Genomic DNA, 26,414 nt, shown 5'->3' on the forward strand with positions numbered 1-26,414 from the left:
CCCATGTTTTCCCCCAAACCTTGTTCTTGCGCATTCTACCTCTGAAACCGGCGTCCGTGCGTACTTTGATAGAACTTGCGATGCTTCCGGAGTTGACATCACGAAGTACTCTTTGGTAGATAGCTCGGGCGCAAAGATCCCAATTCTTGGTGCTGTCTTCGCGAATGCTGAATCAACAATTGTGGATCTTACGACCGGCACTCAGAATAACACTTTCCCAACGACTCTCTCTGCCTGGGAGATTAGGAATAGGACGGGATGCGCCGAGTCCTCGCTCCAAAGCATGACCTTCAGGGGTGGGATCTGCCCCATCTCTTATATTCAGCATCCGAAATCGGCTGACAATGACAGCTCCCACGTGATCGGTACCGGGGTTGAGCAGGTCACTCTGAGAGGAATCGTTACTGCAGACCCAACCCAGTTCTACGGCGAATTCTTTGTCGAAGAGCGCCAGGCAGGGCCGTGGTCAGGCATCGCGATCTACGGTTCGCCAATACGTCCAACGGTTGGAGACAGCGTGACGGTTTCCGGGCTGGTGTCTGAGTACTACAACAAGACTGAGATTACGTCGGTTGATTACGTGAAGATTCACAGCTCGGGAAACCCGCTTCCCGGACCTGATGTGATCCCAATCTGTGGCTTCACGATAGGACCTCCAGCCGAATCCTGGGAAGGCGTATTCATAAGGATCAACAATGCAATTGTCGCGGATACGTCAATCGGGTATGGCGGATGGACAGTGTGGGATGGGGTAGCGTGCAGCCTTGTTGTTCACCGCGACTTCTACTGCAGATTCCATTTCTGTCCGACGTGTACCAGCTACATGCCAATTCCGGGCATGTGGCTGAATCTTCAAGGAATCGGTGACTGCGTCTACGGCCAAATTAATATTCGCCCTCGGACCTGTGCGGACATCATCTACCCCGTTGGAGTCTCGGAACATGATCGTGCCCAAAGAGCATCGGAGTTCATTCTCTTCCAGAATGTCCCTAACCCGTTCAACCCGCGCACGGAAATCAGATTCGCAGTTCCTGATGAAACTAGTGTTGACTTAAGGATATACGATGTTGCTGGAAGAATGGCAAAGATGCTTCTCAAGTCCGAACGCTTGAGAGCAGGCGTTCACACAGAAGTTTGGGACGGCAGGAACGACTCTGGACAAGAGCTAGCCTCTGGCGTCTACTTCTATCAATTAAGGGCAGGAGATAAGGTCTCGACAATGAAGATGGTCTTGCTAAGATAGGCTCTGAACGTCTCTTGGCATCCCGGGCAGGGCGACAAGGCGCTGCCCCGAAGAGACGGGTGAACGGCTTGATGGAGGAAGACTGGAGGTGGCAAAGGACCTTGATTGTTTCGATGATCTTATTTGTTCATGTTGACCACCATCATTTCTCAGGAGGGAGAAGATGAGACGATACACACTGAGCATTGTTCCACTGTTTATTTTCTCATGCCTTCTTTGCATTGGTGCCCCGGCACTGGCAGTCCATACAAACATCTGTGAATTCATACATCAACACTATCCCATCGGGACTCCTGTCGAAATTGACAGCGTTGTTGTAACTGCCGTCGACCTAAAGCCTACAACCTACGGAATATGGGTTCAGGACCTTAATGCGTATTGCGGCATTCGCGTTTATACGGGCGCTGTCGTACCTACAGTTAGGATTGGAGACCTTGTAAATGTCTCGGGCGAATATTGTGGCGAGAGGGAAATCTGCTACCCAATCATTGTCAAGATTGGCTCTGCACCACCACCGGCGCCTGCCCTTCTTTCAACAGGAGACCTGGGTTATGCGGCTAGTGACTCTGCGAAAGCGGAGAAGTGGAAAGGTGTATTCATAAAAGTTGACACAGTTGTTTGTGTGGACATCTCGATGGGTTACGGTCAGTGGGCCGTCGTAGAGGCCCACGCACACGGCTCTGTCATCGACACAATATGGATAGGTCCAAAGATGCTCGATCCGACTCCGGCGGTACCTGCAGTTGGAGACACTTTCGCGTACATTCAAGGTATCTGGTGGTGGGAGTACGGCAACTACAAGCTCTGGCCCCGCATACCCCCCGACATAGTACCTCTCGGTTGCCCTCCAGCACCAAACCTTGTTCTTGCGCATTCTATCTCTGAAACCGGCATCTACGCATATTTCGACGCAGCATACGATTCTTCAGCACTCGATATCACGAAGTACTACTTGGAGGACAGTTCAGGAGCGGTGATCCCAATCTGTGATGCGTATTTTGTAGACCCCCAATCAACACTCGTGTGCCTCATAACCTGCGTTGCCATGAGCCCCTGCGTTCCAGAAACTCTCTGTGCTTGGAGCATCAGAAACAGGGAAGGATGCGCTGAGTCCCCGCGCCAGTGCTGTACGTTTAGGGGTGGAATCTGTCCCATCTCTGTTATCCAGACTCCGAAATCGGCTACCAACGACAGCTCGTTGCTAGATGGTCAGCAGGTCACTCTGAGAGGAATCGTTACTGCAGACCCAACCCAGTTCTACGGCGAATTCTTTGTCGAAGAGCGCCAGGCAGGGCCGTGGTCAGGCATCGCGATCTACGGTTCACTGATACACCCCACGGTTGGAGACAGCGCGACGGTTTCCGGGCTGGTGTCTGAGTATTGCAACAAGACTGAGATAATCGCCGTTGATTACGTCAGGATTCACAGCTCAGGAAACCGCGTTCCCGGACCTGATGTTGTGTCTATCTGTGATCTCACGACAGGACCTCCAGCTGAATCCTGGGAAGGAGTATTCGTGAAAGTCAACAATGCAATTGTCGATTCAACCGATAATGGCGGATGGTACATATGCGATCCAATATGGAGGTGTTGTATTCTTGTCGGACGTGACCACTACTGCAGATTCTATTTCTGCCCGACGTGCACCACCTACGCGCCAATTGCGGGTATGTGGATGAATGTCCAGGGAATCGCTGACTACAGGTACGGTCAGAGAGCGATCAGGCCTCGCACCTGTGCGGACATCATCTACCCGGTCGGAGCCTCGGAGCTTGAGACCGGTCAGAAAACGCTGGAGTTCGGCCTCTTCCAAAATGTCCCCAACCCGTTCAGCCCGCGCACGGAAATCAGGTACGCAGTTCCTGAGGACAGCCGGGTTGACTTGAGGATTTACGATGTCGCCGGAAAAATGGTCAGGGCACTTCTCAAATCTGAACGCGTGAGAGCAGGCGTTCACGCAGAAGTCTGGGACGGCAGGAACAACTCCGGACAAGAGCTAGCCTCTGGCGTCTACTTCTATCAATTAAGGGCAGGAGACAAGGTCGCAACAATGAAGATGGTCTTGCTAAGGTAGGCTCTGTTCGGTATCCTGGGGCTCGGATAACCTGCTCAGTGAGCGTGAAAGTAATGCCTGCCAAGTAGGTCTTGAGCGCGGAAGAGCTCGTTTTTCTTCGAGCCGGGTTCTTCCGTCCAGAATATTGCCTGAAACCAAACGCAAGATGGAGGAACAGAGATGGTCGAGACGCACGCCACATATGAAGGTTCTTTGCACTGTGAGGTTACGCACGGCCCATCAGGAGCAACACTTGCCACGGACGCCCCGAAGGATAACATAGGCATGGGCGGGTTGTGGTGCTCTGCTAGACAAACAAATCTACGAAGTCAAACTTCTCGACATCCACAAGACCCTTGTCCGTGAGTTTCAGTTTGGGGATGACCGGGAGGGCGAGGAAAGAAAGGGCCATGAGCGGGTCCTTCGGCTTTGCGCCAAGAGAGCTGGCGATCTTTGTGAGCTCTTCTATCTTCTTGGCGACTTCCGCAAGCGGAAGCCTTGACATGAGACCGGCTATGGGGAGTTCGAGTATGCCGACCACTTCTCCCCCATCGGAGATCACGATTCCCCCGCCGATCTTGTGTATTCTTTTGACGACCTTGAGAATGTCGTCATCGCTGACACCCACGACAACAATATTATGAGAATCATGGCTGACAGAAGACCCGATCGCTCCCCTCTTCAATCCAAACCCTTTCACCAGCCCCTTCCCGATATTCCCGGAGGCGTTATGTCTTTCCACAACCACTACCTTCAGGATGTCTCTTGAAGTATCTGAAACTACATTTCCATTCTCTACCTTCGGCTCCTCAATAAGTTCATCTGTCAGTATTTGGTCCTTCACCAGTCCAATGACACGACATTTTGTTCCTCTTGCCTTAATCTCAAACTCATTCCCCTCAAGCCACTTTATGTTCACTGAACCTCTGACTCTCTGCTGAGGTCTTGGCGGAAGCTCGTAGGTTGGATTTCCATCTTCAGCAACGAGTTTTCCGTTCTTGAAGACTTTCCTCATTTTGAAGGTCCTGAGGTTATCGAATATGACTATGTCTGCATATCTTCCGGGCGATATTGCGCCAAGCTTTCTCAGCCCGAAATAGTCGGCTGTGTTTATCGTGGCCATCTGCACTGCCGTCACGACATCCACTCCGAGTTCCACCGCGGTTCTTACCATGTGGTTCACATGCCCCTCGGTAAGGATGTCATTCGGATGTCTGTCGTCGGTCACAAAAAAACACCGCCTCGAGTTTTCCCTGGTGACGAGCGGAAGAAGGTCTCTGAGATTCTTTGTGCCGGTGCCCTCCCTTATCATCACGTACATCCCCATCCTGAGCTTCTGCATCGCCTCTTCTTTTGTCGTGCACTCGTGATCGGACGAGACGCCGGCTGCGATGTAGGCACAAAGGTCTTTTCCGCCAAGCTTCGGCGCATGACCGTCAAGCCTCTTGTCAGCCGAGATTTTGAGCTTGTCAAGCGTGTCTTCATCGCCTGCGAGGACGCCCGGGAAGTTCATCATCTCGGCAAGACCAAGCACCCACTTCTCCCTGAGGAGCGGAAATATGTCAAATGCCCTGAGCGATGACCCTGCTGTCTCAAGCGGCGTTGAAGGAACGCAGGAAGGCAGCATGAAGAAGACATTGAGAGGGTTGTATTTGCTCGACTCAAGCATATATCTGATTCCGTCATACCCGAAAACATTTGCGACCTCATGAGGGTCGGCAACGACCGATGTCGTGCCGAGGGGGACCACAGACCGCGCAAACTCCGGGATCTCGACCATGGAGCTTTCTATATGCACATGGCCGTCGATGAAGCCAGGGGCGGCATAGCTGCCCTTCAGATTGATCTCGTCCCTGCCGCGGTAACCCTTCCCAAGCCCGATCACAAGGTCTTCAAATATGGCTATGTCTTCATCATACACTTCGCCGGAAAGAACATTGATGAGCTTGGGGCCTCTCAGAACGAGATCAGCGGGCTCTTCTCCTCGCGCCACTTTTATGGTCTGCTTCAAATCAGCCATAGGTCAGCAAGCCCTCCTAATTGTCCGGGAAAAACAAGTGCCATTCATTCTCATGCCCTCCCGTCCCCTCCAATCCGCTTGAGCACTCCTTCTATCAGATTGCCAAGCTTGTCTGCAGCAACCGATCCCACTGCCTCAACCTCTTCGTGAGTAAGCTTTTCGCTCGAGATTCCGGTCGCGAGGTTTGTTATGCAGGAGAACCCGAGAACTTTGATTCCAAGACCTCTCGCTTCTATTACTTCCGGTATCGTCGACATGCACGCAGCATCGCCGCCGACTCTTGCCATGAACCTCACCTCAGATGGAGTCTCATAGCTTGGGCCGGGCAGCCCCGCGAGCACACCGGACTTAAGTTCGATGCCACAGGAGAGAGCCACCTCCCGGGCAATTCGTCTCAGCTCGGCAGAATAGGCATCGCTCATGTCAACAAATGCGTCACGGCCGGATGAACCTCTCAGGGGCGAGACTCCCATAAGATTGATGTGGTCCCTGATCAGCATGATGTCACCTGGAGAGAACGTTTTTCTCAATCCTCCTGCCGCGTTTGTTACGATCAGGATCTCGATTCCAAGCCTTGAGAGACTCCGTATGGGAAAGGTGACACGAGATTCGTTCCTGGTTTCGTAGTAGTGCACCCTTCCCTGAAGGAAAACAACCCTGATCCCTCCGAGTATTCCGCTCACGAGTTTCCCGGAATGTCCCGGAACAGTTGGGCGTATGAAGTGTGGAATTTCGTTGTAGTCAATATCGACGCGGTCCGACGCCTTATCAACAAGCCTCCCGAGTCCCGAACCCAGGATTACAGCTACTTTGATTTTCCCGCCGATCCTGCTTCGGAGGAAATCCACACACTCGACGAGTGCCTTCTCGCTGCTATTAGGCCCACGGCGCTCGTTCACGGTTCGGCCTCAGATTCCCCTACCTGCTCCAGCAGCTCCCTTGCGATGTCCTCGTCAGACTTCCTGACCATGAGCCGAACCCCGGAGTATCCTTGAAGGAAGGGATAGGCCCCTCCTGCATCATCGGTGGAGACCACAGCCTGGATCCCATTCGCCTCAAGAAATGATGCAGCCACCTGGGCGAGAACATCATTTGGAAAAATCTTGATCACTACCAGATCGTCGTCGTGCGTCATTCTGCCTCTTTTCTATAAGGAATGCCGTCAGCAGCAGGCGGGATTGCCCTTCCGATCAAACCGGCAAGAATAATCATAGTGAGAACATAGGGTATCATCTGGATGAATTGAGTCGGGACCTCCCCTCCCTGGAGCCTTATCTGAACCGATTCGGCAAATCCGAACAGGAGACATGCCCAGGTAGCCCCCAGCGGTTTCCACTTTCCAACTATCATGGCGGCGAGGGCGATGAACCCTCTCCCGCTTGACATGCCGTCCGTGAAGCTGTGCTGGTCAAATGCTAGCCACGCTCCGCCGAGCCCGGCGAGAGCTCCGCTTACGAGCACTCCGGAGTATCTCATCCTTTCAACCTTTATGCCCTGAGTCTCTGATGCGAGCGGGTACTCCCCGACCGCCCTGAGCCGGAGCCCGTAGGGAGTATGGAAAAGAACGTAGTGTGAGGCAAGAACAATAACGACAGTGAGTATTATCAGCGGCGAGGCAAAGATAGTACCCAAGACTGGTGCACCGGAGAGCAGGGGTAGGTGCAGAGAAGGCAGTCCCGGGATTCTCGAAGAATTGCTCGAGCTACCGAACACGACTACAAGCAGAAATTTCGTAATCCCCACGGCAAACAGATTCATCGCAATCCCGCTGACGATTTGCTCGCCTCTAAAGGTTATGGTGGTGACGGCATGGAGAAGCGCAGTCAGCATTCCTCCCAGCACGGCGCAGAGTAATCCCAGCCATGGGTTTCCTGTGAGGTAGGTTCCAAGAACGCAGGTGAAAGCGCCGTTCAGCAATATTCCCTCAAGCGCTATGTTCACAACACCGCCCCTTTCGGAGAATGTGCCTCCAATCGCGGCAAGCGTGTATGGCACGGAGATCCTGATGGTCTGCGACACCAAACCCGCAATCAAGCCTTCTTCCATCACGTCACTTGTCCACCTTCGAACTGCACCCCTGCCACATCGAGACGTCCTTTCCCCTCTGCAGAAAAGGTGGGTCCTTCTTTGACAGCCCGGCGTCCGCCGGCACCGGTGAGGAGGCCCCCATGCAGACGGAATATGCAGCTGCGGCGGCAATGAGCGGTGGCTTGGCTTTCGCGGGAGGGATGGGGAACCCATCTTGGCGAGCAAGGTGGGGATACCCAGCCCTTCAGAGGCTGGGAGGGGCAAGGATTCCCCGCCTGGCGAGCCAGTAGATGGGTCATCCCGGAGCGGAGCCAGGGAACGCTCATTCGCCGTCGCCTACCACAGGCAAATCCTCACTTTCCGCATGATCAGAGTTTCCGCTTCCGCAACGACACTACCCAGTCTCTAAAGATATTGCTGGTTATCAGAATCGAGACTATCACAACCGCTTGAAGGATCTCGACGAATTCCTTCGGGACAAGAGTATTTATCACAAGCCCTCCGTGGCTCAGAATCCCGAAGAGCATCGCGGACAACACGACACCAAGAGGATGATTTCTTCCGAGCAGGGCCACGGGTATAGCCATGAAGCCGACTCCGCCCGAGAATTCGGATTCGTAGTAATACTTGTAGCCCATGACATAATTCACACCTACAAGTCCAGAAAGAGCGCCGCTCAACGTCATCCCGGTCACAAGATATCTCCGCACGTTCACGCCGCTGTACTCCGCGGCAAGAGGACTCAGCCCGGTGGCCCTCATCGAGTAACCGAATTTTGTATGCCAGAGATAGAGATACACCGCGACGCAGAAGACGAGGGCCAGAAAGAAACTGACGTTGACCGGCGAGCCTTTGAATGCAGGCCAGAGGGATTCAAGCCTCGGTATTCGCGCCGCAAGTGCTATCGGCTCGGTGTGAAGAGTCTCCGGAACGCCGTACACGCTTGTCACAAGATAGCTGAGGATGGCAGAAGCAATGAAATTCATCATGATGGTGTTTATGACTTCGTGTGTTCCAAGTCTCGCTTTGAGAATACCCGGCACAAATGCCCAGAACGCTCCAAACGCCATGCCGAAGAGAATTGAGATTGGAATGAGCACAGGTCCCGGCAGAGATTTCAGGGTCACGCCGGCCCATGCGGTTGCAAAGGCCCCCATCGCAAGCTGGCCTTCGCAGCCGATGTTGAAAAGGCCGACTCTGAATGCAAATGCGACAGAAAGGCCTGTGAAGATGAGAGGTGTGGCCTTGAAAAGAACCTGCCCCAGCCCGTAGGTGCTCCCGAGTGTGCCTTCTATGAGCCGGGCATAGACAAATAGCGGATTTTGCCCTACGAAGAGGACAAAGGCTGCCCCAATCAGGAAAGAGAAAACAACTGCAATGAGAGGAACGCAAATATTCTCAAAAAGCTTGTCTGGAAGCTCACCCTTTCCTGGCAATTGGCGCCGCTCCTCCGGTCATGAGAAGGCCGATTTCTCCTTCATCGGTATGCCCTGCCTCAAGTTCCCTTACGATTTGGCCTCCGAACATCACCAGAATCCGGTCACTGAGAGACAGAATTTCCGAAAGGTCTGCCGAGACGAAAAGTATTCCCTTTCCCGCGCCCCTTTCCTTGAGCATTGACCTGTGTATGAACTCGCTCGCGGCGACATCAAGCCCTCTTGTCGGCTGGGCGGCGACAAGGAGTCTCGAATCTCTTGATAGCTCTCTTGCCACGACAACTTTCTGCTGATTTCCTCCTGACAAGTTCCTTGCAGGGAGCTCAGGCCTCGGCGGTGTTATCCCAAACGCCTCTATCAATCTGGATGCATTCTGCGCTATCGCCCCCCTCCTGAGCCAAATGAATCCGGAAAAAGGCCTTCGGGACTGTAGCCCCATCACAAGATTGTCAGAGATTGGAAAGTCGAGGATCAGCCCCCTTTTCTGCCGGTCCTCCGGAATGTGCGATATGCCCCGGCCAAGAAAAGATTTCGGGGCACCCCTGGATAATTCTTTGCCGCAGACCGAGACTGATCCCGAAGAGATCCGCCTCAAACCCGTAATCGCCTCGACAAGCTCAGTCTGACCATTTCCCTCAACGCCCGCTATGCCGACAATCTCGCCAGATCTCACCTTGAAGGAGATGTCCTTAAGAGCTCTGCTCCCTCTTTCAGAAAGAGTGCTCAGGCTTTTCACTTCGAGTATGACAACCCCGGGTTTTTCCGCCCGCTTTTCGATCTGAAGAAAGACTTCTCTTCCGACCATCATGTTTGCCAACTCTTGCTTCGTTGTGCTTTTTGTTTCCAGCACACCCACGACTTTCCCGTTTCTCATGACAGTGACTCTATCCGACACTGCCATCACTTCGCTCAGCTTGTGAGTGATGAAGACTACGGTCTTCCCTTCTTCTCTGAGTTTTCTCATTATCGAAAAAAGCTCCTCCGTCTCCTGCGGGGAAAGGACCTGGGTGGGTTCATCAAGAATGAGAATCGAGATGCCCTGGTACAGCGTCTTAAGAATCTCGACTCTCTGCTCCATGCCGACCGAGAGAGTTTCCACTTTCGCCAAAGGATCAACGTTGAGGCCGAACCTGCGCGAGATTTCGCCAATTGCAGTCCCGACTTTCTTAACATCGATGAAGCCAAACAACCTCAGAGATTCCCTTCCGAGAATGACGTTTTCCGCGACAGTGAGCGGACCTATCAGCATGAAGTGCTGGTGGACCATTCCTATGCCAACCGATATTGCGTCTCTCGGACTATCCATCTCAATCTTCCTTCCCGACACCCATATTTCTCCCGAATCGGCCTTGTAGAGTCCCGAAAGTACGTTCATCAGTGTTGACTTGCCTGCGCCGTTCTCGCCCACAAGAGCGTGGATTTCACCTCTCAAAACAGAGAAATCCACATTGTCATTGGCTTTGACAAAGGCGAATTTCTTCGTGATGCCTTTCATCCGAAAGGCAAGATTATCTTCGCTGTTCTTAGATGACATCAAGGGATTGTGCTTCGGGACGGAAAGAATGGGTTGGAGGGAGCACTCTGCGCGGATAATGCAGGGATTCCAGAGAAGTCCTTTCCACGCAGAGACTGTCCCTGTCTAGGCGAACTCGTGCTGCCTCAAGCCTGGGGAACTTTGATTTCTCCAGAGACTATTTTCTTCCTTATCTCTTCGACCTTTTCCCTGACAGGATCCGGAATAAGGCTCTTGTTGTTGGCATCATAGACATAATCAACGCCGCCTTCCCTGAGCCCCATCACTCGTATTTCGCCCTTGAAAGTCTTATCCTTCACCGACTTGATTGTCTCGAAGACCGCAACGTCAACCTTCTTTATCATGCTTGTCAGAATGTTCCCCGGCGCTTCACCGTACTGGTCGGAATCAACACCGATTGCAAGCTTCTCCTTCACCCTCGCCGCCTCAAAAACCCCGAGCCCGGTCGAGCCGGATGCGTGATAGATGATGTCAGCTCCCTGACCGTACATGGAAAGGGCAATCTCTTTTCCTTTTATCGGATTCTTGAAAGCATTCCCGGTCACACCGGCGTAGGCAGACACAACACTGCATCCCGGATTTGCATACTTCACGCCGGCCTTGTAGCCGGCTTCGAACTTGTGAATCAGGGCAGACTCCATTCCTCCAATAAATCCAACTTTGTTGGTCTTCGTCAGGAGGGCGGCGATTGCGCCGACCAGAAAAGAGCCCTCCTCCTCTTTGAATTTGAGTCCGACCAGATTTGGCGGCATAGCCTGGCCGGGGGCGTAGGAGTAGTCAACACACGCAAAATTCCTACCAGGAAACTCTTTGGCAATGGCGGTAATATCATCCGTGAAAATGAAGCCGACCCCGAAGATGATGTCGAAATCCTCGCTTGCAAGCGTTCTGAGAGCCGATTCTCTGTCCGATCCCTCACCGGGTTCGATGTACTGGAACTCGATTCCAAGCTCCTGCTTTGCTCTCTCAAGACCTCTCAGGGCGGCGTCGTTAAATGATTTGTCACCCCTTCCCCCAACGTCAAACACAAGACCTGCTTTCACCACTCCTTTTGCGGCCTCTTCTTTCTTTTTTGCGCAATTTGCAAATGTCACGACCAGAGAGAAAGCCATGAATAGAAGGATTGCTTTCTTCATTTTCCATACCCCTTCTCAGGTGATTTCCTTGGAGGCTTGAAGCATTTCCTGCATCTTGCTTCGTACATCTCGGCAGCACCAACGACCACTCTCTCCTCCTGCTCACCCAGCCGTTGAGTTCTGTTGGCAGGTGCCCCGCAGACCATACAAATCGCAAGGGTCTTTGTAACATATTCCGCTACCGCCATCAGCTGCGGAATCGGCTCAAAGGGCTCACCCCGGTAGTCCTGGTCAAGACCGGCGACTATCACTCTTTTCCCCGCATCTGCCAGTTTTTCGCAGACCTGAACCAGCTCCAATCCAAAGAACTGCGCCTCATCGATTCCCAGGACATCGGCATCTCCCGCGCGCTCAAGGATCTCAGCGGCGCTCCCCACCGAGCGAGAGGGAATGCTGTGCGCACTGTGGGAAATAATGTGACTTTCCGAATAGCGGCTGTCTATTGCCGGCTTCAGAATCTCAACTTTCTGCTTTGCAATTTCCGCCCGTCTTAGCCTCCTGATGAGTTCCTCGGTTTTCCCGCTGAACATGCTTCCGCAGATAACTTCAATCCAGCCGGTTCCTCTAACCTCTTCGCTCTTCAATTTCTCTCTCCCTTAGGAAATGTTCGATTTTCACCTTCAAGAGGTCAATCGCCACAAGATTGTATCCGCCCTCCGGAATTATGATATCAGCATACCTTTTCGAAGGCTCCACAAACTGCATGTGCATCGGCCTGACCGTCTCCTCATACTGCGTCACAACTGCTTCCACAGACCTTCCCCTTTCAGCAGTATCCCGCTTGAGCCTTCTTATCAAACGGACGTCAGGGTCAGTGTCGATGTAGACTTTTATGTCCATAAGCTCTCTAAGCGCCGGATCATCAAGAATCAGAATTCCTTCAAGGACAATGATGCTCTTGCCGCCTATTCTCAGGGTCTCTTCTTTTCTCGCATGCGCCTGAAAGTCGTATATCGGTTGTTCGACTTGCTCGCCGGAAAGGAGATGCCTGAGGTGGGACGTGAGAAGCTCGGAATCAAAGGCATCCGGATGGTCATAATTCCGCTTGACCCGTTCTTCCCAGGGAACGCCTTTGAGGTCCTTGTAGTAGGAATCCTGCCTTACAATCACGACCTTCCGCGGCCCAAGCTCCTCGAATATCGTGTCGGCAACAAGTGTCTTCCCCGAGCCGGACCCCCCTGCAATCCCTATCAGGATTCCCCGCTTCAATTCTTTCCCCTTTCCATTCATCAATTTGGAGAATCTAGCACCACAAAAATACCTTGTCAACGAAGGAGTAAGAATCTCCGCCTCCACGCTGGCCATGCTCCGGCTCCGATGCTCGTGCCGGCAGCGCGTCAATCTTTTCTACAAGACCGTAATTACCCTAAGAGATATTATACAAGTCTAATCTTAGTCCTTGACAGTGATATTGATTTTGGGTACCCTAGTATAGAAGAAGCAGGTCCACGCCTCGTGCCGCAGCTTGTTGTTGTCTGCGTCTTCCCCAGACCGCAGGAGAGGGGGTGAGAAGAGCGGCCGAGTAACCAGTCATCATTTCTTCATGTCTGTTACGTTTACGTTTGTTTTCCCTCACCTGGAGCGACGACCGGTAAGGTTCTGTTTTTCTTGGGTGTGCTTCTCTTAGGCGGGAGGTGCGCACAGGTGCTACTTCCGCGGGAGGTGAATTATGAGAGTTATTACTGCTGTTGCGGCACTTATTCCAGTGGTGGTGTGCCTGCTACTGCTGTCGATGATTCCTGTCCCGGTCATGGCCGATCCGATCACGGGCATTTATAACTCTACTGACCTGGGCGGCGCCCTGTTGACCGGCCGCAATACCACATCACGCGCCTGTATCAATACTTGCGGCGGCATCGGCGATGTGTTCAACGTTACGTCCTGGAATGGCGCGGCCCTCGGAACCCAGTGGACCGCGGTCTGCGGCATCGAGACCACGCCCTACACGGTCAAGGACGACCGGGTGGGGGGGACAGGTCCAGTGACTTACACGAGTTCTTTCAACGGCGGCACATTCAACTTGAACCCAGGCCCATGGGGCTCGGGCAGCGGCACATTGAACACGACACTCGTGATATCTACAGTGCAATTCGTGATGATCGGCGGCGTCAGCACACCGGTCGCATCTCGGGCAAATGTGACGAGCTCGGGGATGTTCGAAGGCGGCTGCACGCTTACCTTTGTCATCGCAAATGGTATCGGCGTTGGCGAAACGCCCATGATTAGGCCGGCGGCATATCCACCGTTCATCGACACGAGCTGTGAGCCAACGCGGATCTACGGGACGTGGGGTGATGTGAGCCAGATCACAATGAGCATCGACTGCGGAACGCCGGCAGAGTCGCAGTCCTGGGGCGCCGTCAAGAGCTTGTACCGGTAGGAACGGAGGACCTGGGAATACCGTGAGCGGCAGGTCTTCCTGACTGCGCCGTCCCCGAATCCGGGAGCTAGTGTCGTGTCCCGGAAATTCCTTGTCATCTCCTTGCCCTGGGACACGACACTTTCATAGGGGCTTCTCGCCCCTCTGACGCTTCGGAATGCTCCTACTCGTCGCATCCCTACTCTGTCACCCCTGAGGGGGTCGGCCACGACCCCCTCATACCCCCTGGCAGTGTGCCCTATGAAACGCCCTGCATTTCGTAAAGTTATCTCAGGAACGGCACACTGGCGCGGTTTCGAGCTCGTCTGCAGGTGATAATCGGAACGAACAAGGGGTAGGGACCATCTTCCCTACCCCTTTCCTATCGGACTGCAGGCCGCATTCCTCCTTTGAACCTTCCCCCTCTCCGAATCAGTCTCAAACTGATTGACCTTAGTACACGGGAATGTTAGAGTCTGAGTCCGTCATTTCTTGAGCTCATGACGCGTTTTGAAAAAGGAGGAGTCATGCCAAGATTGGTTCGCTGTGGACTTATCCAGGCCTCCAACGCCGTCCACCCTTCCCAGCCTATCCCGGACATAAAGAAAGCAATGATTGAGAAACACCTCCCCCTGATAGCCGAAGCCAAGAAAAAGGGAGTCAAAATACTCTGCCTGCAGGAGATCTTCAACGGCCCCTACTTCCCTGCCGAGCAGAATGCAAGGTGGTATGAATCCAGTGAGAAGATTCCGGATGGACCGACCGTCTCCATGATGATGGAAATCGCGAAGAAGAACGGAATGGCGCTGATAGTTCCCATATATGAAGAGGAAATGGCAGGGGTTTACTACAACACCGCTGCAGTGATCGACGCAGACGGCAAGTATCTTGGAAAGTACAGAAAAAACCACATTCCACACCTCGGTGGTTTCTGGGAGAAGTTCTATTTCAAACCCGGGAACCTCGGCTATCCGGTCTTTGAAACCGCGTTTGCGAAGGTTGGAGTTTACATCTGCTACGACAGGCATTTCCCCGAGGGAGCCAGATTGTTGGGCTTGAACGGAGCAGAGATCATTTTCAACCCTTCTGCCACAATAGCAGGGCTCTCGGAATACCTGTGGGAGCTCGAGCAGCCAGCACATGCAGTTGCAAACGGCTATTTTCTTGGGGCGATAAACAGAGTTGGAACAGAGGAGCCGTGGAAGGTTGGCGAGTTTTATGGAAAGAGCTACTTCTGCGATCCAAGGGGAAAGATACTCGCCCAGGGCACAAGGGACAAGGACGAGCTCATAGTTGCAGACCTTGATCTTGATGTGATCCGCGAGGTAAGGAACCTTTGGCAGTTCTACAGGGACAGAAGGCCTGAAACGTACGAAGACATAACGAGGTTATTGCCATGAGCGTTCAAATTACTGGGAAGAAGCTTTCAAAGGAAGATGTGATTTCTAAGCACAAGGAGTTTCTATTCCCCTGTGTCGCGAATTACTACAAGGAGCCCCTTGTTCTCGAGAGAGGAGAAGGCGCGTACCTTTTTGATGTCACAGGCAAGCGTTACCTTGATTTCTTCGGCGGAATTCTCACGGTCAGTGTCGGGCATTCGAATGCAAAGGTTACTGGGAAAATCAAGGCGCAGCTTGATAAACTTCAGCACACTTCGACTCTATATCCGAACGAAGCCATAGTCTCGCTTGCCGAGAGACTTTCCCGGATAACTCCTGGAAAGCTGAAAAAGAGTTTTTTCACAAGCTCAGGGACTGAGGCAGACGAGACCGCGGTCCTGCTCGCCAGGATTCATACCGGATTTCAGGAAGTGATCGCCCTGAGGCATGCCTACAGCGGCCGCTCGATGCTTGCCATGACGTTGACGGGGCATGCTTCGTGGAAGCAGGGTGGCACTCACATCCTCGGCATAAAACACGCTCACAGTCCTTACTGCTACCGGTGTTCCCTCGGTCTTACCTACCCGTCCTGTGACCTCAGGTGTGCAAAGGACATTGAAGAGCTGATTCAAACCAGCACTTCGGGGAAAATCGCAGGCTTCATAGCGGAGCCGATTCAGGGAGTCGGCGGATTCATAACGCCTCCAAAGGAGTATTTCAAGGAGGCGGTGAGCATCATCAGAAAATACGGCGGGGTTTTTATCTGCGACGAAGTTCAGACAGGGTTTGGCAGGACGGGCGGCCGCATGTTTGGAATCGAGCACTGGGACGTGGAACCCGAGATAATGACGTGTGCAAAGGGGATTGCCAACGGGGCGCCGATGGGCGTGACGATCGCTACCGATGAAGTCGCCTCGAGCTTCAAGGGGCTGAGCATATCGACCTTTGGCGGAAACCCTGTTAGCTGCGTCGCTTCGCTTGCAACCATTGACGTGATTGAAGAGGAAAACCTCAAGGAGAACGCGAAGACTGTAGGCGCACACCTTAGAGACGGCCTTGAAGAACTGAAGCAGAAGCACAAGTCAGTCGGAGATGTACGCGGCATGGGGCTCATGCAGGCAGTTGAGCTGGTGAAGGAGAAAAGGGAACCTGCTCCTGATATTCTTGCGGGTGTTTTTGAGAAGACCAGGGAGAAAGGACTTCTCATAGGAAAGGGAGGTCTCTTCGGCAACGTGATCCGAATTTCTCCACCGCTTAACATTTCGAAGAAAGATGTTGATGAAGCTGTCAGGATTCTGGATTTCGCTCTTAGCTAGTCTGGACCATTCCGCAGCACTCCTTTGGGGCAAGGTATCCATCACAGACTGCATAACGACGTATTCCTATCAGAGATGGAAGCCGCACAGACGCATCTGTTGTTCATCGGGGACGTTCGGGGACTGTTTTCAAGAACATGAAAGGTGGAAATTATGGCTGGTGAGACTGGAGTGACGAACTACAGGAACTACGTGGGCGGTAAGTGGCGCGAGACGACGACAGGAAGGTACGTACCGAATAGAAACCCAGCAAACAAGGAAGAGATTCTCGGCAAGGTTCCTATCTCGTCGGCTGCTGAGGCAAAGGAGGCAGTCGAGGAAGCAAGGAAAGCCCTTCCCTCCTGGTCTCAACTTCCCTGGCCGGTGAGGGGCAATTATCTCTTCAAACTGGTCCGGCTTATGGAAGCCGACAAGGAAAATCTCGCGAGACTCCTTACCCTCGAAGAGGGAAAAACACTCAAAGAGTCTCTGGGTGAAGTGCAGAAATCAATCAACATCGTCGAGTTCATCGCGGGTGAGACAAGAAGAGCCAGCGGGGAAACGACACCGTCCGAAATGCCAAGTACATTTTCCTACACGATCCGTCAGCCGCTCGGGGTTGTCGCGCTTATCACCCCGTGGAATTTTCCTGTTGCAATCCCATGCTGGAAGATAGTTCCTGCAATTGCCGCCGGAAACACAGTCGTTTTCAAACCCGCGACGTTAACGCCGTCGACGGCAGTGAGAATTGTTGAGCTTATCGAGGAGGCCGGTGTTCCCAAAGGAGTAGTGAATCTTGTTTTCGGTTCCGGCGGTGAAGTGGGAGAGGCGCTGATTCAGGATGAGGCGGTAAAAGCAGTCTCTTTCACGGGTTCCAATGAAGTTGGTTCAAGAGTATACCAGCTTGGTGCAAAGCGAGGAATAAAGGTTCAATGCGAAATGGGAGGAAAGAATCCCGTTATCGTGTTAGGGGATGCTGACCTTGAGCTCGCTGCAGAGGGAACTGTTCAAGGGGCGTTCGGTTCGACAGGCCAGAGGTGTACGGCGACGAGCAGGGCCATAGTCGTCGAAAAAGTCGCTGACAAGTTTGTTGATCTCGTGCTGAGCAAATCACGTTCCATCAAGGTCGGCCACGGTATTGACCCGACCGTTCAGATGGGACCCTCAGTCGACGAAAGCCAGTTCAAGACTGTCCTTTCATACATCGAGATAGGCAAGAAGGAAGGTGCGAAACTCATTCTCGGAGGAAACAGAATAACCACGCCTCCTCTTGACAAGGGCAATTTTGCCGAGGTGACGATCTTCGATTTTGTGACGCCGAAGATGAGGATTGCCAAAGAGGAGATTTTCGGGCCTGTCCTTGCAATAATGAGAGTCAAAGACCTTGAGGAAGCGATTGAGGTTGCAAACGATGTGATCTTCGGACTTTCTTCTTCAATCTATACAAACGACGGCGCAGCCATGTTCAAATTCATAGAAAAAATAGAGACAGGCATCACGCATGTAAATTCGCCCACAGTCGGCGGAGAGGCTCAACTGCCCTTTGGCGGAATCAAAGGAACCGGAATCGGGACAAGGGAGCAAGGGAAGACTGCACTCGAGTTCTACACCGAGCTCAAGACTGTTTACATAGACTATACGGGGAAGAAGAGGGATACGAGCATCTATTAGGAGGTTAGATAGCCATGGTTATCAAGGACGGGTTAGTGGTCACAGCCCAGGATTCCACCAAGGCGGATGTCAGAATCGAAGGAGAAAAGATAGCTGCAGTCGGACAGTCAATCTCCCCTCAGTCCGGCGAGCCCGTGATCGATGCCAGGGGGAAGTACGTACTTCCCGGAGGAATCGACGTCCACACGCACATGGAGCTCCCCTTTGGAGGAACTGTCTCGGCTGACGATTTCCACTCAGGAACAGTTGCCGCGGCGGCAGGAGGCACGACAACCATTATTGACTTTGCCATTCAGGGTAAGGGTCAGTCTCTTCGTGATACTCTGGATGCATGGAAGAAGAAAGCCGGAGGAAAGGCAGTCATTGACTACGGCTTTCATGTTGCGATTGGCGAAATGACAGAGAGCATCATGAATGAGATGAAGTCAGTAGTCGAAGGAGGATGCCCGAGTTTCAAGCTGTTTCTCGCTTACAAGGGCCTGTTCCAGGTGGATGACGGGACTCTCTACAAGGCTTTCCTCAGGGCGAAAGAGATAGGCGCTCTGATATGCATACATGCGGAAAACGGCGACATAGTTGATGTGTTGACCAAGAAACTTCTTGCCGAGGGAAAAACAGAGCCGAAGTATCACGCTGCCTCAAGACCTCCCGCAGTTGAAGCAGAGGCAACAGGAAGGGCAATAGCAATCGCCGCATTCGCAGGAGCGCCGGTTTACATAGTCCATTTGACTGCAAAAGAAGCGCTAGCCAAGGTCAGAGAAGCCAGGGCTCGCGGTGAAGCAGCGTACGCAGAAACATGCCCGCAGTACCTCCTTCTCTCCTCTGAAAGATACGACGAGCCGAATTTCGGCGGGGCGAAATATGTTATGTCACCGCCGCTCAGGCCAAAAGAACACAATGAGGCGTTGTGGCAAGGCCTTCAGAAAGGCGACCTGCAGGCAGTATCAACAGACCACTGTCCTTTCAATTTCAAGGGACAGAAGGACCTGGGAAAGGCCAGTTTCAATCTTATTCCTAACGGCCTGCCTGGAGTCGAAACCCGGCTTCACCTTCTTTACACGGAAGGCGTTACGAAGGGAAGGTTCTCCGTTAACAAGTTTGTCGATCTTGTCTCAACCACTCCTGCCAAGCTGTTTGGCCTTTTCCCAGAGAAAGGAACGGTCCAGAAAGAATCTGATGCCGATATCGTGATTTTTGACCCCAACAAGACGTTCATTCTGAGTGCAAAGACACATCATCAGAAGGTGGACTACAATCCCTATGAGGGATTCGTTTCAAAGGGAACTGTCGATACCGTCATATCCAGGGGCGAGGTTGTTTTCAGTGATGGCAGTTTCCTCGGGAAGGCCGGAAGAGGAAGATTCCTAAAGAGAAAGCCGTTCTCAGCGAAGAACATCTGACAGGCACGACCGCGATGTGGAGCGGCGGGCCTAATGATCAGAAGCGCCCCGGCAATGGCCGTGGAAAGAATGCTCAACCGGGCCCTGGATGTTTGCAACTCAGGAGTTGCCAATAGCTTCCGCAGAAAGTAGCAGGTTTATCCTCTTGTCAGGCAAGTTCCCATTCGAGGGAAATCATGGCCGCACCTGAGAAAAACTCATCAGGAAGCGTGGAACCGAGGTCCCCATTGGATGGAGTCGTTATCCTCGATCTCACCAGGGTACTTGCCGGGCCTTATTGCACCATGATTCTTGGCGACATGGGCGCCGAGGTCATCAAGGTGGAACCTCCAGGCAAAGGAGATGACACGAGGGCATGGGGACCGCCGTTTGTGGACGGAGAGAGCGCCTATTTCCTCAACATAAACAGAAACAAAAAGAGTATCACGCTTAACCTGAAGAGCGAGAAGGGAAAGGAAATACTTCGCGGGCTGGCGAAGAAGGCGGATGTCCTCGTAGAGAACTTCAGGCCGGGAACAATGGACGACCTGGGTTTTTCCTACGAGAGTCTCTCCGATTTGAATCCGAGGCTGGTCTATTGCGGAATGTCCGGATTCGGCAGGACAGGTCCTCAAAGAGAGAGGCCGGGATACGACATCGTTGTGCAGGGCGAAAGCGGCCTCATGAGCATTACCGGCTTCCCGGACGGTATGCCTCTCAGGGTGGGCGTTGCAATCAGCGACATAGTGACCGGAATGTTTGCGGTGCAGGGAATCCTCCTTGCGCTTTTCGCAAGAGAAAAAACCGGAAAGGGCCAACTCGTTGATATTTCTATGCTCGATTCCCAGGTCGCATGCCTTACCTATCAGGCGGGAATCTACTATGCTACGGGAATCTCTCCGCAGAGATTGGGCAACAGGCATCCCACAATCGTTCCTTACGAGACCTACCAGACCAACGACGGCTATGTGAACATTGCAGTCGGAAACGAGACACTCTGGGCGAAGTTCTGCGATGCGCTCGATCTTGGATGGCTGAAAGATAAAGAGGAGTTCAAGACTAACTCAAAGCGCGTTCAGAACTACCCAATCCTCAACGAGATTCTTGTGAAAGAACTTCTGAAACGAAGTTCAACAGAGATTGTTGAAGCCCTCTCCCGTGCAGGTGTTCCATGCGGTTCCATTAAAGATCTCGATGCAGTCTTCAAAGATGAGCAGGTAGTTCATAGAGGAATGCTTAAGATAGTAGATCACCCGAAGCTGGGAAAGATCAGGACGACTGGCACCCCACTCAAGCTCTCTGCATCAGGAGAAACTCCCTCCCTCCCTCCCCCGCTTCTCGGCCAGCACACTGAAGAGATTCTCCACAAGTTCTTAGGATATACCGAGGAAACCATCGATTCCCTGAGAAAAGCTGGGGCTGTCTAGTAGGCCAATTGCTTCTCTGAGGCGTTTCTCCTTCGTGCTCCGCCGCTTTCTCAACCTTTCACAAAAGCGACTGCCCAGTCGCGTTTGAGCCTCGGGTACTCAGCCAGTGCGAAGCCTGCAGTTCGTGCTGCAGTCTCGGTAGCTTCACGCTCGGCTGCTGAGGCATGGTGTCCCGGTTCGACAACCAGAAGGTTGCCACCTGGTTTCAGAGCCCTGTGCACGTCACTCATGAGACTGCCGGCATCCTTAGCATGGTGTATCACATAGACAGCCAGCGCGAAATCAACCTGGCCGCTCAGGTTTCGGATACCAAGGTCTTCCTCACTGCACACTCTTGTTTCAATTCGTTCGGAAAGGCCCGCCTTCTCTGCCTTCCTTCTGAGATTTGCGATGACCTCGACCTGGGCATCGATCGCGATGACTCGCCCCTCGCGTCTGACTAATTTGGCCATCCCCAAGCTGTAATAGCCTTCACCGCAGCCAACATCCAGAACGGTCATACCGTGTTTCACGTAATCTTTCAGTAATCTCCCAGGAGTCTCGAATAGATACCTGATTGGTTTCGCCAAGACACGGTCAATCCATCCTGCAAAACTACCACCCATCACCGTGAACCTCTCGCTGAATCGGACAACTGCAAGCTGGAGTGACCCCACCGCACGGGCACACTCCCAATCCAGCTCTTGTGAAATCGATTCTGTTGTATCAGAAATACTGATACATACCAACATGTTTCATTTATGCTGAAACAGATACCGTGGCACATGTCAGGTTTTGCTTTGTGAATGACTTGGATGCGGGAGAGACGCATAAACCGCGAAGTCGGACTGACCAGCTTCGTGCTTCGCGGGTGGTCTCATACTTGTCGGGCTGTGCGCATTTCTCTTATCTTCCGATCAGGCATCAATCAACCTCTAATCAGCCCTGCCTCCTGAAAACTGTAGTATCCTTTCCTCGTCACGATGACGTGATCCAGAACACGGAGTCCGAGTATTTTTCCGGCTTCGGTCAGTTGGTCGTGCATGTGGAGGTCGGCTTCACTCGGCCGAAGTTCTCCGCATGGGTGGTTGTGAGCGAAGACCACGGCGGCCGCTCGGTCGGCAATGACATCGGCGAACACTTCGCGAGGATGGACGGGGCTTTTGTCAAGCAGACCGATCGTGACCACGCGCTTTTCTATGACTTCGCTGGCACCGTTGAGCGAGATGCAAACGAAGTACTCCTGCTTTTTCCCGGCGATGTCGACCAAGAGCGGCAAGACATCCCGGGCGCAGACAATCTTCACCGTCTCCTTGAGCAGGTGACGCCGAGCGAGTTCAAACGCAGAAAGTATCTGCGCCGCCTTGGCAAGGCCCATACCGGGTACCTCAAGCAGATGGTCGAGTTTCAGATTGCATTTGTGCTCGCGTATGAGACCTGCGACCTGCCGGGCAATCGTTCGAACGTCGACGCCGGGGGTGCCCACCCCAAGAATCGTCGCGACAAGCTCTTCGTCCGTGAGGGCAGGAGCACCCTTCTCCCGTAGTTTCTCCCGTGGGCGACTGTGTTCAGGCATGTCCTTGATGGTTCTCATGGCGTCATTGCATCAGTCTCCCGTGTCAGTGGCCCAATGGAAGACTGATGCAATAGGTGATTGTCCTGGTGTATAGAAGGTCCCTGCGCCGCACTCGCCTGATCACGCCGACACTAAACTTGGATGTCTGGCCTTTAGCCATTTCAACACGTCTCTCTCCAAAGATTCAGCAAACTCAATCAGTTCGTCCGCGTCGGCTTCGGTCGCGCCACCCACATAGTCATATTCCACGGTGTTGCGCTTGGTACGGCAGGTATCGAGGTATTCGGCATCCTCCTTCCGCTCCGCGCCGAGGACAAGTGGAAGCGCTTGCAGGGTCCGGTAGTGCGCGAGATTCTGCACCGGACGATACCCCTCCGCATAAAGCAAAATGGTGCAGAGCTTGAGCGCAGCGTTGTAGGCGATGCCGAAACGCCAGTCGTCGGAGATTTCGCCTTCCCGCGCATCCGTCAGATCACGGCGCACGATCGCGAGGAGATTGCCAATCTCCTCCCGGCTAGTTTCATGCGCCCTAAGCCAGCCGTTTTCCGACCATTGCTTCAAGGTCATGCTCTGAGCCCACCACGAATATCCTCGGCGAGGCCAGCACCGAAGTCAAAAAGTGCTCTTTTTCACGAATCCGCTTTCTTAACTCGGCGGAACTCATTACATGTGGGTTGATGTCGCGTCCTAGCCGATTGCCCACGCCGGAAAGGAGCGCGGACACTTTTCGCAAACCGATTTCGCCGATGACCATCAGGTCAATGTCGCTTTCCGCCGTAGGTGTTCCGCTTGCCACCGAACCGAATACGAACGCGCAGCGGATTTCGTCTGCCTTCAATGCCGCGCTCAAGGCTTCGGCCAGACCGACGGTCTTGAGTACGAGCGCACGGATTTCGACATAGAGCGGATGTTTTTCGTTGGCCGAATAATAGACTCGGTTCCCGTCCCGCCGTCGCGTCACCAGCCCCAACTTCACCAGTTTCTCAATATCCTGCCGCACAGTGCCGATGGCAAACCGGCTCTGTCTCTGGATCTCACGCAGATGCAACGCACCGCCCCGGAGACCGAACAAAACGCGGAAGATCTCCGCCCGCACCCGTGAACAAATCAGTTGTGCTAAGGTGTTCATATGTTCGCTTATACCATACATCTGTGCGGTATGGCCATACATTTTTGCATTTCTCTTACGCCCTGATTTCCGATCTGCGTTCATCCGTGTTCACCCGTGGCTTCGCCCTCTTCCCCCCAAATCCCCATCAACCTGGCCTGAGTCTTCCTTTCAAGAATCTTGATCAGTTTCCGATTTGGCTCCGCCATCGCCTTTTTCCCACAATTTCTCCCCCGGGCGACTGTCTTCAGGCATGTGCCTGACGGTTTTCATTTCTTCCAGTGATCCCTGCTGCCCTGGCGCGATTTCCTCATCTTCGCTTCGCACGAACCGATGACACTTGTCGCAGTGCAACGTCCGAGTTCGGATAATCTTGGCTATTCCGTCTGTTCCCTTTTCAGTCCTTTGGCTGACCGAAACCCGCATGTTGCTGACTTCCCCACATGCAGGACAGATCTCCCTGGCCATCTGTCCTCCTCCTGTTCTTTGCCGTTAACTCAAATCTCTCCGCAGTGCCGAGACAATCTTCTCGTTCGAGAAAGTCCCGGCAAACTGGGTCATATACCAAAGGCTCTTTTCGGAGAATCCCTTACCAAATTCTTCCAGTAATTGTGTACTCAGTGCGTGCACAATCCGCCCGCCACGCTCTGCCCGGATACCCGATTCTTGGGACGCACCCGCTGAAGACCTAGACGGATTGTCCGGATTCCTGTCCGGATACGAAATCGAACGGCCCCGGGCATAGGTCATGCGTTCTTCGCCCGGACCACCAGTTCAACATCGCAGTCCAAGACATGGAGCAGAAAAAGTAGTTGATCGGTGGATTTACGGTAATTCGCCGGATCCAGAACTCGGTAGAATTGCGCCGCGGAAGTGCCGAGTCGGCGAATGATCTCCCGCTTCGACAGAGAAGTTGACTTTACGCGCTTCTGCGCTTCGAGTGTCAGCTTATAGAGGAGACGATTTCGCATATAGCTGGGATCCTGATTATACTCAAGAATCTGGTCGATGTGGACCGTCCCTTCTCTGCCGGATTTCAGAACGTAACTGAAGCCTTCCCGGCCAAGCTCGTCATCAACACAAGCATCTGCAACCAGATTGGCGGACATCGGCTGGGGATCGGCCTTCACATACGGGAACATGAAAGACTGCCTTGAGGTCTTAACCTCAAACGACTTCCTGCGGTTATTGTACCTGACGGATTGGATCTTCATAGCAGATTTTATGTTACCTTGCACGGTAACACCTGTCAACACAAAACCCGCCCACACCTTTTTCCCAAATGACCGGGCTGTACAAAGCCCGCACGCCTTCGGCCAAGTTCACCTGTGGCACACGTCGCGCACATCCGCGACACGAGGAAGAGCAGAAGGGCGGAGAATAAGACGCTTCATTTCAATTGTTGGTTGTGGGTTCGTTTCGAAGCACTGATACAGCCATGTCTCATTCTTACTGAAACTGACAGTGAAGTATGTGCCAAATCCTTCTTTTCGGGTCGTATTGTTGCCGAGCGTGTGCACAAAACGTGGAATCGGGATGGCAAGCTCGTATTCTGTGGGCAGTCTCATGCGTGACAGGTCGGGTTATTTCGCTCTGACGCGCAACCGTCTTTTCCTGGTCAGATCAATGATTCGGTCATTCAGCACTATATAAACCGGCATGCCCGTTTGCGCGCCAAGTTTCCTGGCTCGCCGTGCCGCACGACGCAGCGCTTTTTCTGAAGCCAGAATGTCTGGATCTCTTGAACCTCCTGCTTGTCGATTCATCGATTGTCTCCCGATGCCATTAGACGAGGTAACATGCCTGAATTATCGTGCACTACCCAACTATCTACCAACCGCTGATAGATATTCTGGAAATTACGCAACCCGCTGTTGAACCGTCGCCTTACCACAGACTCAGGCACGCTGTGTCCGCCTTGTGCCACCCGGGCCGCCCGAATAGCGGCTCGATCCGGGTTCACCCACAAACGTATCCGGTGGAGCACATGGTTGTCTTGAAGACTAGGGCGCAATCCCAATAATGACTAACGGAACCGCAGGCACACCGCGCCCTTGTCTGACAACGTTGTAGAACTCACCTTCGTAATAGGCGACACCAGAGCTCATACGCGACTGGAGAGATTTCATGGGGAGGATTTCTATGCCGACATCGATGTGGTCGCCAATGTAGAATGCAAGATGCTTCACAAAAAGATCGTAGGCCACAAACGAATACTTGCCAAATTGCACTTCTATGGCGACCCGGTCTTTCACGAAGTCAGTTTGGTTATAGCTATAAATTGTGACTTCGCCTGCGGCCTCGATTTCTTTCCTCTGCTCTTCTGGTGTTATGGCCAGGGTGGTAATGATAGCGTAAAAGTGTACCACTTGGAGGGCTTGTGACAACGTAAAAGTGACCCACCCCCCAGACCTCTGATACTCATTGAGGCCTCCCTACGGGATAATCCCGAGCGTATACTCGGGATTTCACCACGATCCAGAAAGGAGGAGGCCCCAATGAGATTCTACACCAAGGAACATCTGTACTATTGTGGTATCGACCTGCACGCACGATCAATGTACCTCTGTATCCTCAACCAGAAAGGAGAAGTCTTACTCCACCGCAACATGCGAGCAGAACCAGAACCATTCCTCAAGAGCATCGCCCCATACCGTGAGGACATCGTAGTCTCGGCGGAATGCATGTTCACCTGGTACTGGCTAGCTGACCTGTGTGCACAGGAAAACATCCCCTTCATCCTCGCACATGCATTGTACATGAAAGCCATCCATGGAGGAAAGACCAAGAA

25 protein-coding genes and 2 pseudogenes are annotated in these 26,414 nt (G+C 52.9%); 10 read left to right on the top strand and 17 right to left on the bottom strand.

Annotated elements, in window-relative coordinates; all coding sequences use genetic code 11:
- From QME66_08035 to QME66_08045, 3 genes and pseudogenes are all read left to right on the top strand, one after another.
- Nucleotides 1-1,243: T9SS type A sorting domain-containing protein (locus tag QME66_08035; protein ID MDI6808914.1), on the top strand; the 1,243-nt coding region annotated here is incomplete at its 5' end.
- Between the two features lie 163 nt (nucleotides 1,244-1,406).
- Nucleotides 1,407-3,317: a FlgD immunoglobulin-like domain containing protein gene (locus QME66_08040; protein ID MDI6808915.1), complete on the top strand. Its 1,911-nt coding sequence runs from the start codon at nucleotides 1,407-1,409 to the stop codon at nucleotides 3,315-3,317.
- Nucleotides 3,318-3,476: 159 nt separating this feature from the next.
- Nucleotides 3,477-3,587, top strand: a pseudogene (locus QME66_08045) (OsmC family peroxiredoxin).
- 16 nt (nucleotides 3,588-3,603) lie between these two features.
- Here QME66_08045 and ade read toward each other — a convergent pair.
- The 9 genes from ade to udk all read right to left on the bottom strand — a co-directional run bounded on the left by ade (nucleotide 3,604) and on the right by udk (nucleotide 12,659).
- Nucleotides 3,604-5,316 carry an adenine deaminase gene (ade, locus tag QME66_08050; GenBank protein MDI6808916.1) on the bottom strand — a complete coding sequence of 571 codons (1,713 nt, stop codon included), beginning with the start codon at nucleotides 5,314-5,316 and terminating at the stop codon, nucleotides 3,604-3,606.
- A gap of 50 nt (nucleotides 5,317-5,366) precedes the next feature.
- Nucleotides 5,367-6,215 carry a purine-nucleoside phosphorylase gene (locus tag QME66_08055; GenBank protein MDI6808917.1) on the bottom strand — a complete coding sequence of 283 codons (849 nt, stop codon included), beginning with the start codon at nucleotides 6,213-6,215 and terminating at the stop codon, nucleotides 5,367-5,369.
- Nucleotides 6,212-6,451: a DUF2007 domain-containing protein gene (locus QME66_08060; protein MDI6808918.1), complete on the bottom strand. Its 240-nt coding sequence runs from the start codon at nucleotides 6,449-6,451 to the stop codon at nucleotides 6,212-6,214. The genes QME66_08055 and QME66_08060 overlap by 4 nt, the downstream gene beginning before the upstream one ends.
- Nucleotides 6,448-7,362 (bottom strand): ABC transporter permease, encoded by a 915-nt coding sequence (locus QME66_08065; protein ID MDI6808919.1) that lies wholly within the window; start codon nucleotides 7,360-7,362, stop codon nucleotides 6,448-6,450. The genes QME66_08060 and QME66_08065 overlap by 4 nt, the downstream gene beginning before the upstream one ends.
- A 350-nt stretch (nucleotides 7,363-7,712) precedes the next feature.
- Nucleotides 7,713-8,780 carry an ABC transporter permease gene (locus QME66_08070; GenBank protein MDI6808920.1) on the bottom strand — a complete coding sequence of 356 codons (1,068 nt, stop codon included), beginning with the start codon at nucleotides 8,778-8,780 and terminating at the stop codon, nucleotides 7,713-7,715.
- Nucleotides 8,764-10,314 carry an ABC transporter ATP-binding protein gene (locus tag QME66_08075; protein ID MDI6808921.1) on the bottom strand — a complete coding sequence of 517 codons (1,551 nt, stop codon included), beginning with the start codon at nucleotides 10,312-10,314 and terminating at the stop codon, nucleotides 8,764-8,766. The genes QME66_08070 and QME66_08075 overlap by 17 nt, the downstream gene beginning before the upstream one ends.
- A 125-nt stretch (nucleotides 10,315-10,439) precedes the next feature.
- Complete coding sequence (locus QME66_08080) at nucleotides 10,440-11,450, bottom strand: BMP family ABC transporter substrate-binding protein (GenBank protein MDI6808922.1); 1,011 nt, start codon at nucleotides 11,448-11,450, stop codon at nucleotides 10,440-10,442.
- Entirely contained in the window at nucleotides 11,447-12,034 is a 588-nt protein-coding gene (locus tag QME66_08085; protein MDI6808923.1) for a thymidine kinase, read from the bottom strand. The genes QME66_08080 and QME66_08085 overlap by 4 nt, the downstream gene beginning before the upstream one ends.
- Nucleotides 12,015-12,659: a uridine kinase gene (gene udk / locus QME66_08090; protein ID MDI6808924.1), complete on the bottom strand. Its 645-nt coding sequence runs from the start codon at nucleotides 12,657-12,659 to the stop codon at nucleotides 12,015-12,017. The genes QME66_08085 and udk overlap by 20 nt, the downstream gene beginning before the upstream one ends.
- Before the next feature lie 541 nt (nucleotides 12,660-13,200).
- Here udk and QME66_08095 point away from each other — a divergent pair.
- The 6 genes from QME66_08095 (at nucleotide 13,201) to QME66_08120 (ending at nucleotide 20,960) form a co-directional block, all read left to right on the top strand.
- Nucleotides 13,201-13,830: a hypothetical protein gene (locus tag QME66_08095; GenBank protein ID MDI6808925.1), complete on the top strand. Its 630-nt coding sequence runs from the start codon at nucleotides 13,201-13,203 to the stop codon at nucleotides 13,828-13,830.
- A 506-nt stretch (nucleotides 13,831-14,336) separates the two neighbouring features.
- Nucleotides 14,337-15,209 carry a nitrilase-related carbon-nitrogen hydrolase gene (locus QME66_08100; protein MDI6808926.1) on the top strand — a complete coding sequence of 291 codons (873 nt, stop codon included), beginning with the start codon at nucleotides 14,337-14,339 and terminating at the stop codon, nucleotides 15,207-15,209.
- Nucleotides 15,206-16,504: an aspartate aminotransferase family protein gene (locus tag QME66_08105; GenBank protein ID MDI6808927.1), complete on the top strand. Its 1,299-nt coding sequence runs from the start codon at nucleotides 15,206-15,208 to the stop codon at nucleotides 16,502-16,504. Before QME66_08100 ends, QME66_08105 begins: the two co-directional genes overlap by 4 nt.
- 153 nt (nucleotides 16,505-16,657) lie before the next feature.
- Nucleotides 16,658-18,154 (top strand): aldehyde dehydrogenase family protein, encoded by a 1,497-nt coding sequence (locus tag QME66_08110; protein ID MDI6808928.1) that lies wholly within the window; start codon nucleotides 16,658-16,660, stop codon nucleotides 18,152-18,154.
- 8 nt (nucleotides 18,155-18,162) lie between these two features.
- Nucleotides 18,163-19,554, top strand: coding sequence for a dihydropyrimidinase (hydA, locus tag QME66_08115; GenBank protein MDI6808929.1), 1,392 nt, complete (start codon nucleotides 18,163-18,165; stop codon nucleotides 19,552-19,554).
- Between the two features lie 176 nt (nucleotides 19,555-19,730).
- Nucleotides 19,731-20,960, top strand: a complete 1,230-nt coding sequence (locus QME66_08120; GenBank protein ID MDI6808930.1) for a CoA transferase — start codon at nucleotides 19,731-19,733, stop codon at nucleotides 20,958-20,960.
- A 50-nt stretch (nucleotides 20,961-21,010) separates the two neighbouring features.
- Here QME66_08120 and QME66_08125 read toward each other — a convergent pair whose 3' ends face one another.
- The 8 genes and pseudogenes from QME66_08125 to QME66_08160 form a co-directional block, all read right to left on the bottom strand.
- The gene (locus tag QME66_08125; GenBank protein MDI6808931.1) at nucleotides 21,011-21,616 is read right to left on the bottom strand and encodes a class I SAM-dependent methyltransferase; all 606 of its coding nucleotides are present in this window, start codon (nucleotides 21,614-21,616) and stop codon (nucleotides 21,011-21,013) included.
- A gap of 251 nt (nucleotides 21,617-21,867) precedes the next feature.
- The gene (gene radC / locus QME66_08130) at nucleotides 21,868-22,533 is read right to left on the bottom strand and encodes a DNA repair protein RadC (protein ID MDI6808932.1); all 666 of its coding nucleotides are present in this window, start codon (nucleotides 22,531-22,533) and stop codon (nucleotides 21,868-21,870) included.
- A 102-nt stretch (nucleotides 22,534-22,635) separates the two neighbouring features.
- Nucleotides 22,636-23,082, bottom strand: a complete 447-nt coding sequence (locus QME66_08135) for a hypothetical protein (protein ID MDI6808933.1) — start codon at nucleotides 23,080-23,082, stop codon at nucleotides 22,636-22,638.
- Nucleotides 23,045-23,728, bottom strand: a complete 684-nt coding sequence (locus QME66_08140) for a nucleotidyltransferase domain-containing protein (GenBank protein MDI6808934.1) — start codon at nucleotides 23,726-23,728, stop codon at nucleotides 23,045-23,047. The genes QME66_08135 and QME66_08140 overlap by 38 nt, the downstream gene beginning before the upstream one ends.
- A 387-nt stretch (nucleotides 23,729-24,115) precedes the next feature.
- Nucleotides 24,116-24,373, bottom strand: a complete 258-nt coding sequence (locus QME66_08145; GenBank protein MDI6808935.1) for a DUF1016 N-terminal domain-containing protein — start codon at nucleotides 24,371-24,373, stop codon at nucleotides 24,116-24,118.
- Nucleotides 24,370-24,861 carry a hypothetical protein gene (locus tag QME66_08150; GenBank protein ID MDI6808936.1) on the bottom strand — a complete coding sequence of 164 codons (492 nt, stop codon included), beginning with the start codon at nucleotides 24,859-24,861 and terminating at the stop codon, nucleotides 24,370-24,372. Before QME66_08150 ends, QME66_08145 begins: the two co-directional genes overlap by 4 nt.
- 345 nt (nucleotides 24,862-25,206) lie before the next feature.
- Nucleotides 25,207-25,389: a hypothetical protein gene (locus QME66_08155; GenBank protein MDI6808937.1), complete on the bottom strand. Its 183-nt coding sequence runs from the start codon at nucleotides 25,387-25,389 to the stop codon at nucleotides 25,207-25,209.
- A gap of 237 nt (nucleotides 25,390-25,626) precedes the next feature.
- Nucleotides 25,627-25,965, bottom strand: a pseudogene (locus QME66_08160) (BglII/BstYI family type II restriction endonuclease).
- Nucleotides 25,966-26,121: 156 nt separating this feature from the next.
- Between QME66_08160 and QME66_08165 the strand changes: the two are divergent.
- Nucleotides 26,122-26,414, top strand: a 293-nt coding sequence (locus QME66_08165) for an IS110 family transposase (protein ID MDI6808938.1), incomplete at its 3' end; no start/stop codon positions are given.

This window comes from Candidatus Eisenbacteria bacterium, from assembly GCA_030017955.1.
GTDB lineage: Bacteria > Eisenbacteria > RBG-16-71-46 > JASEGR01 > JASEGR01 > JASEGR01.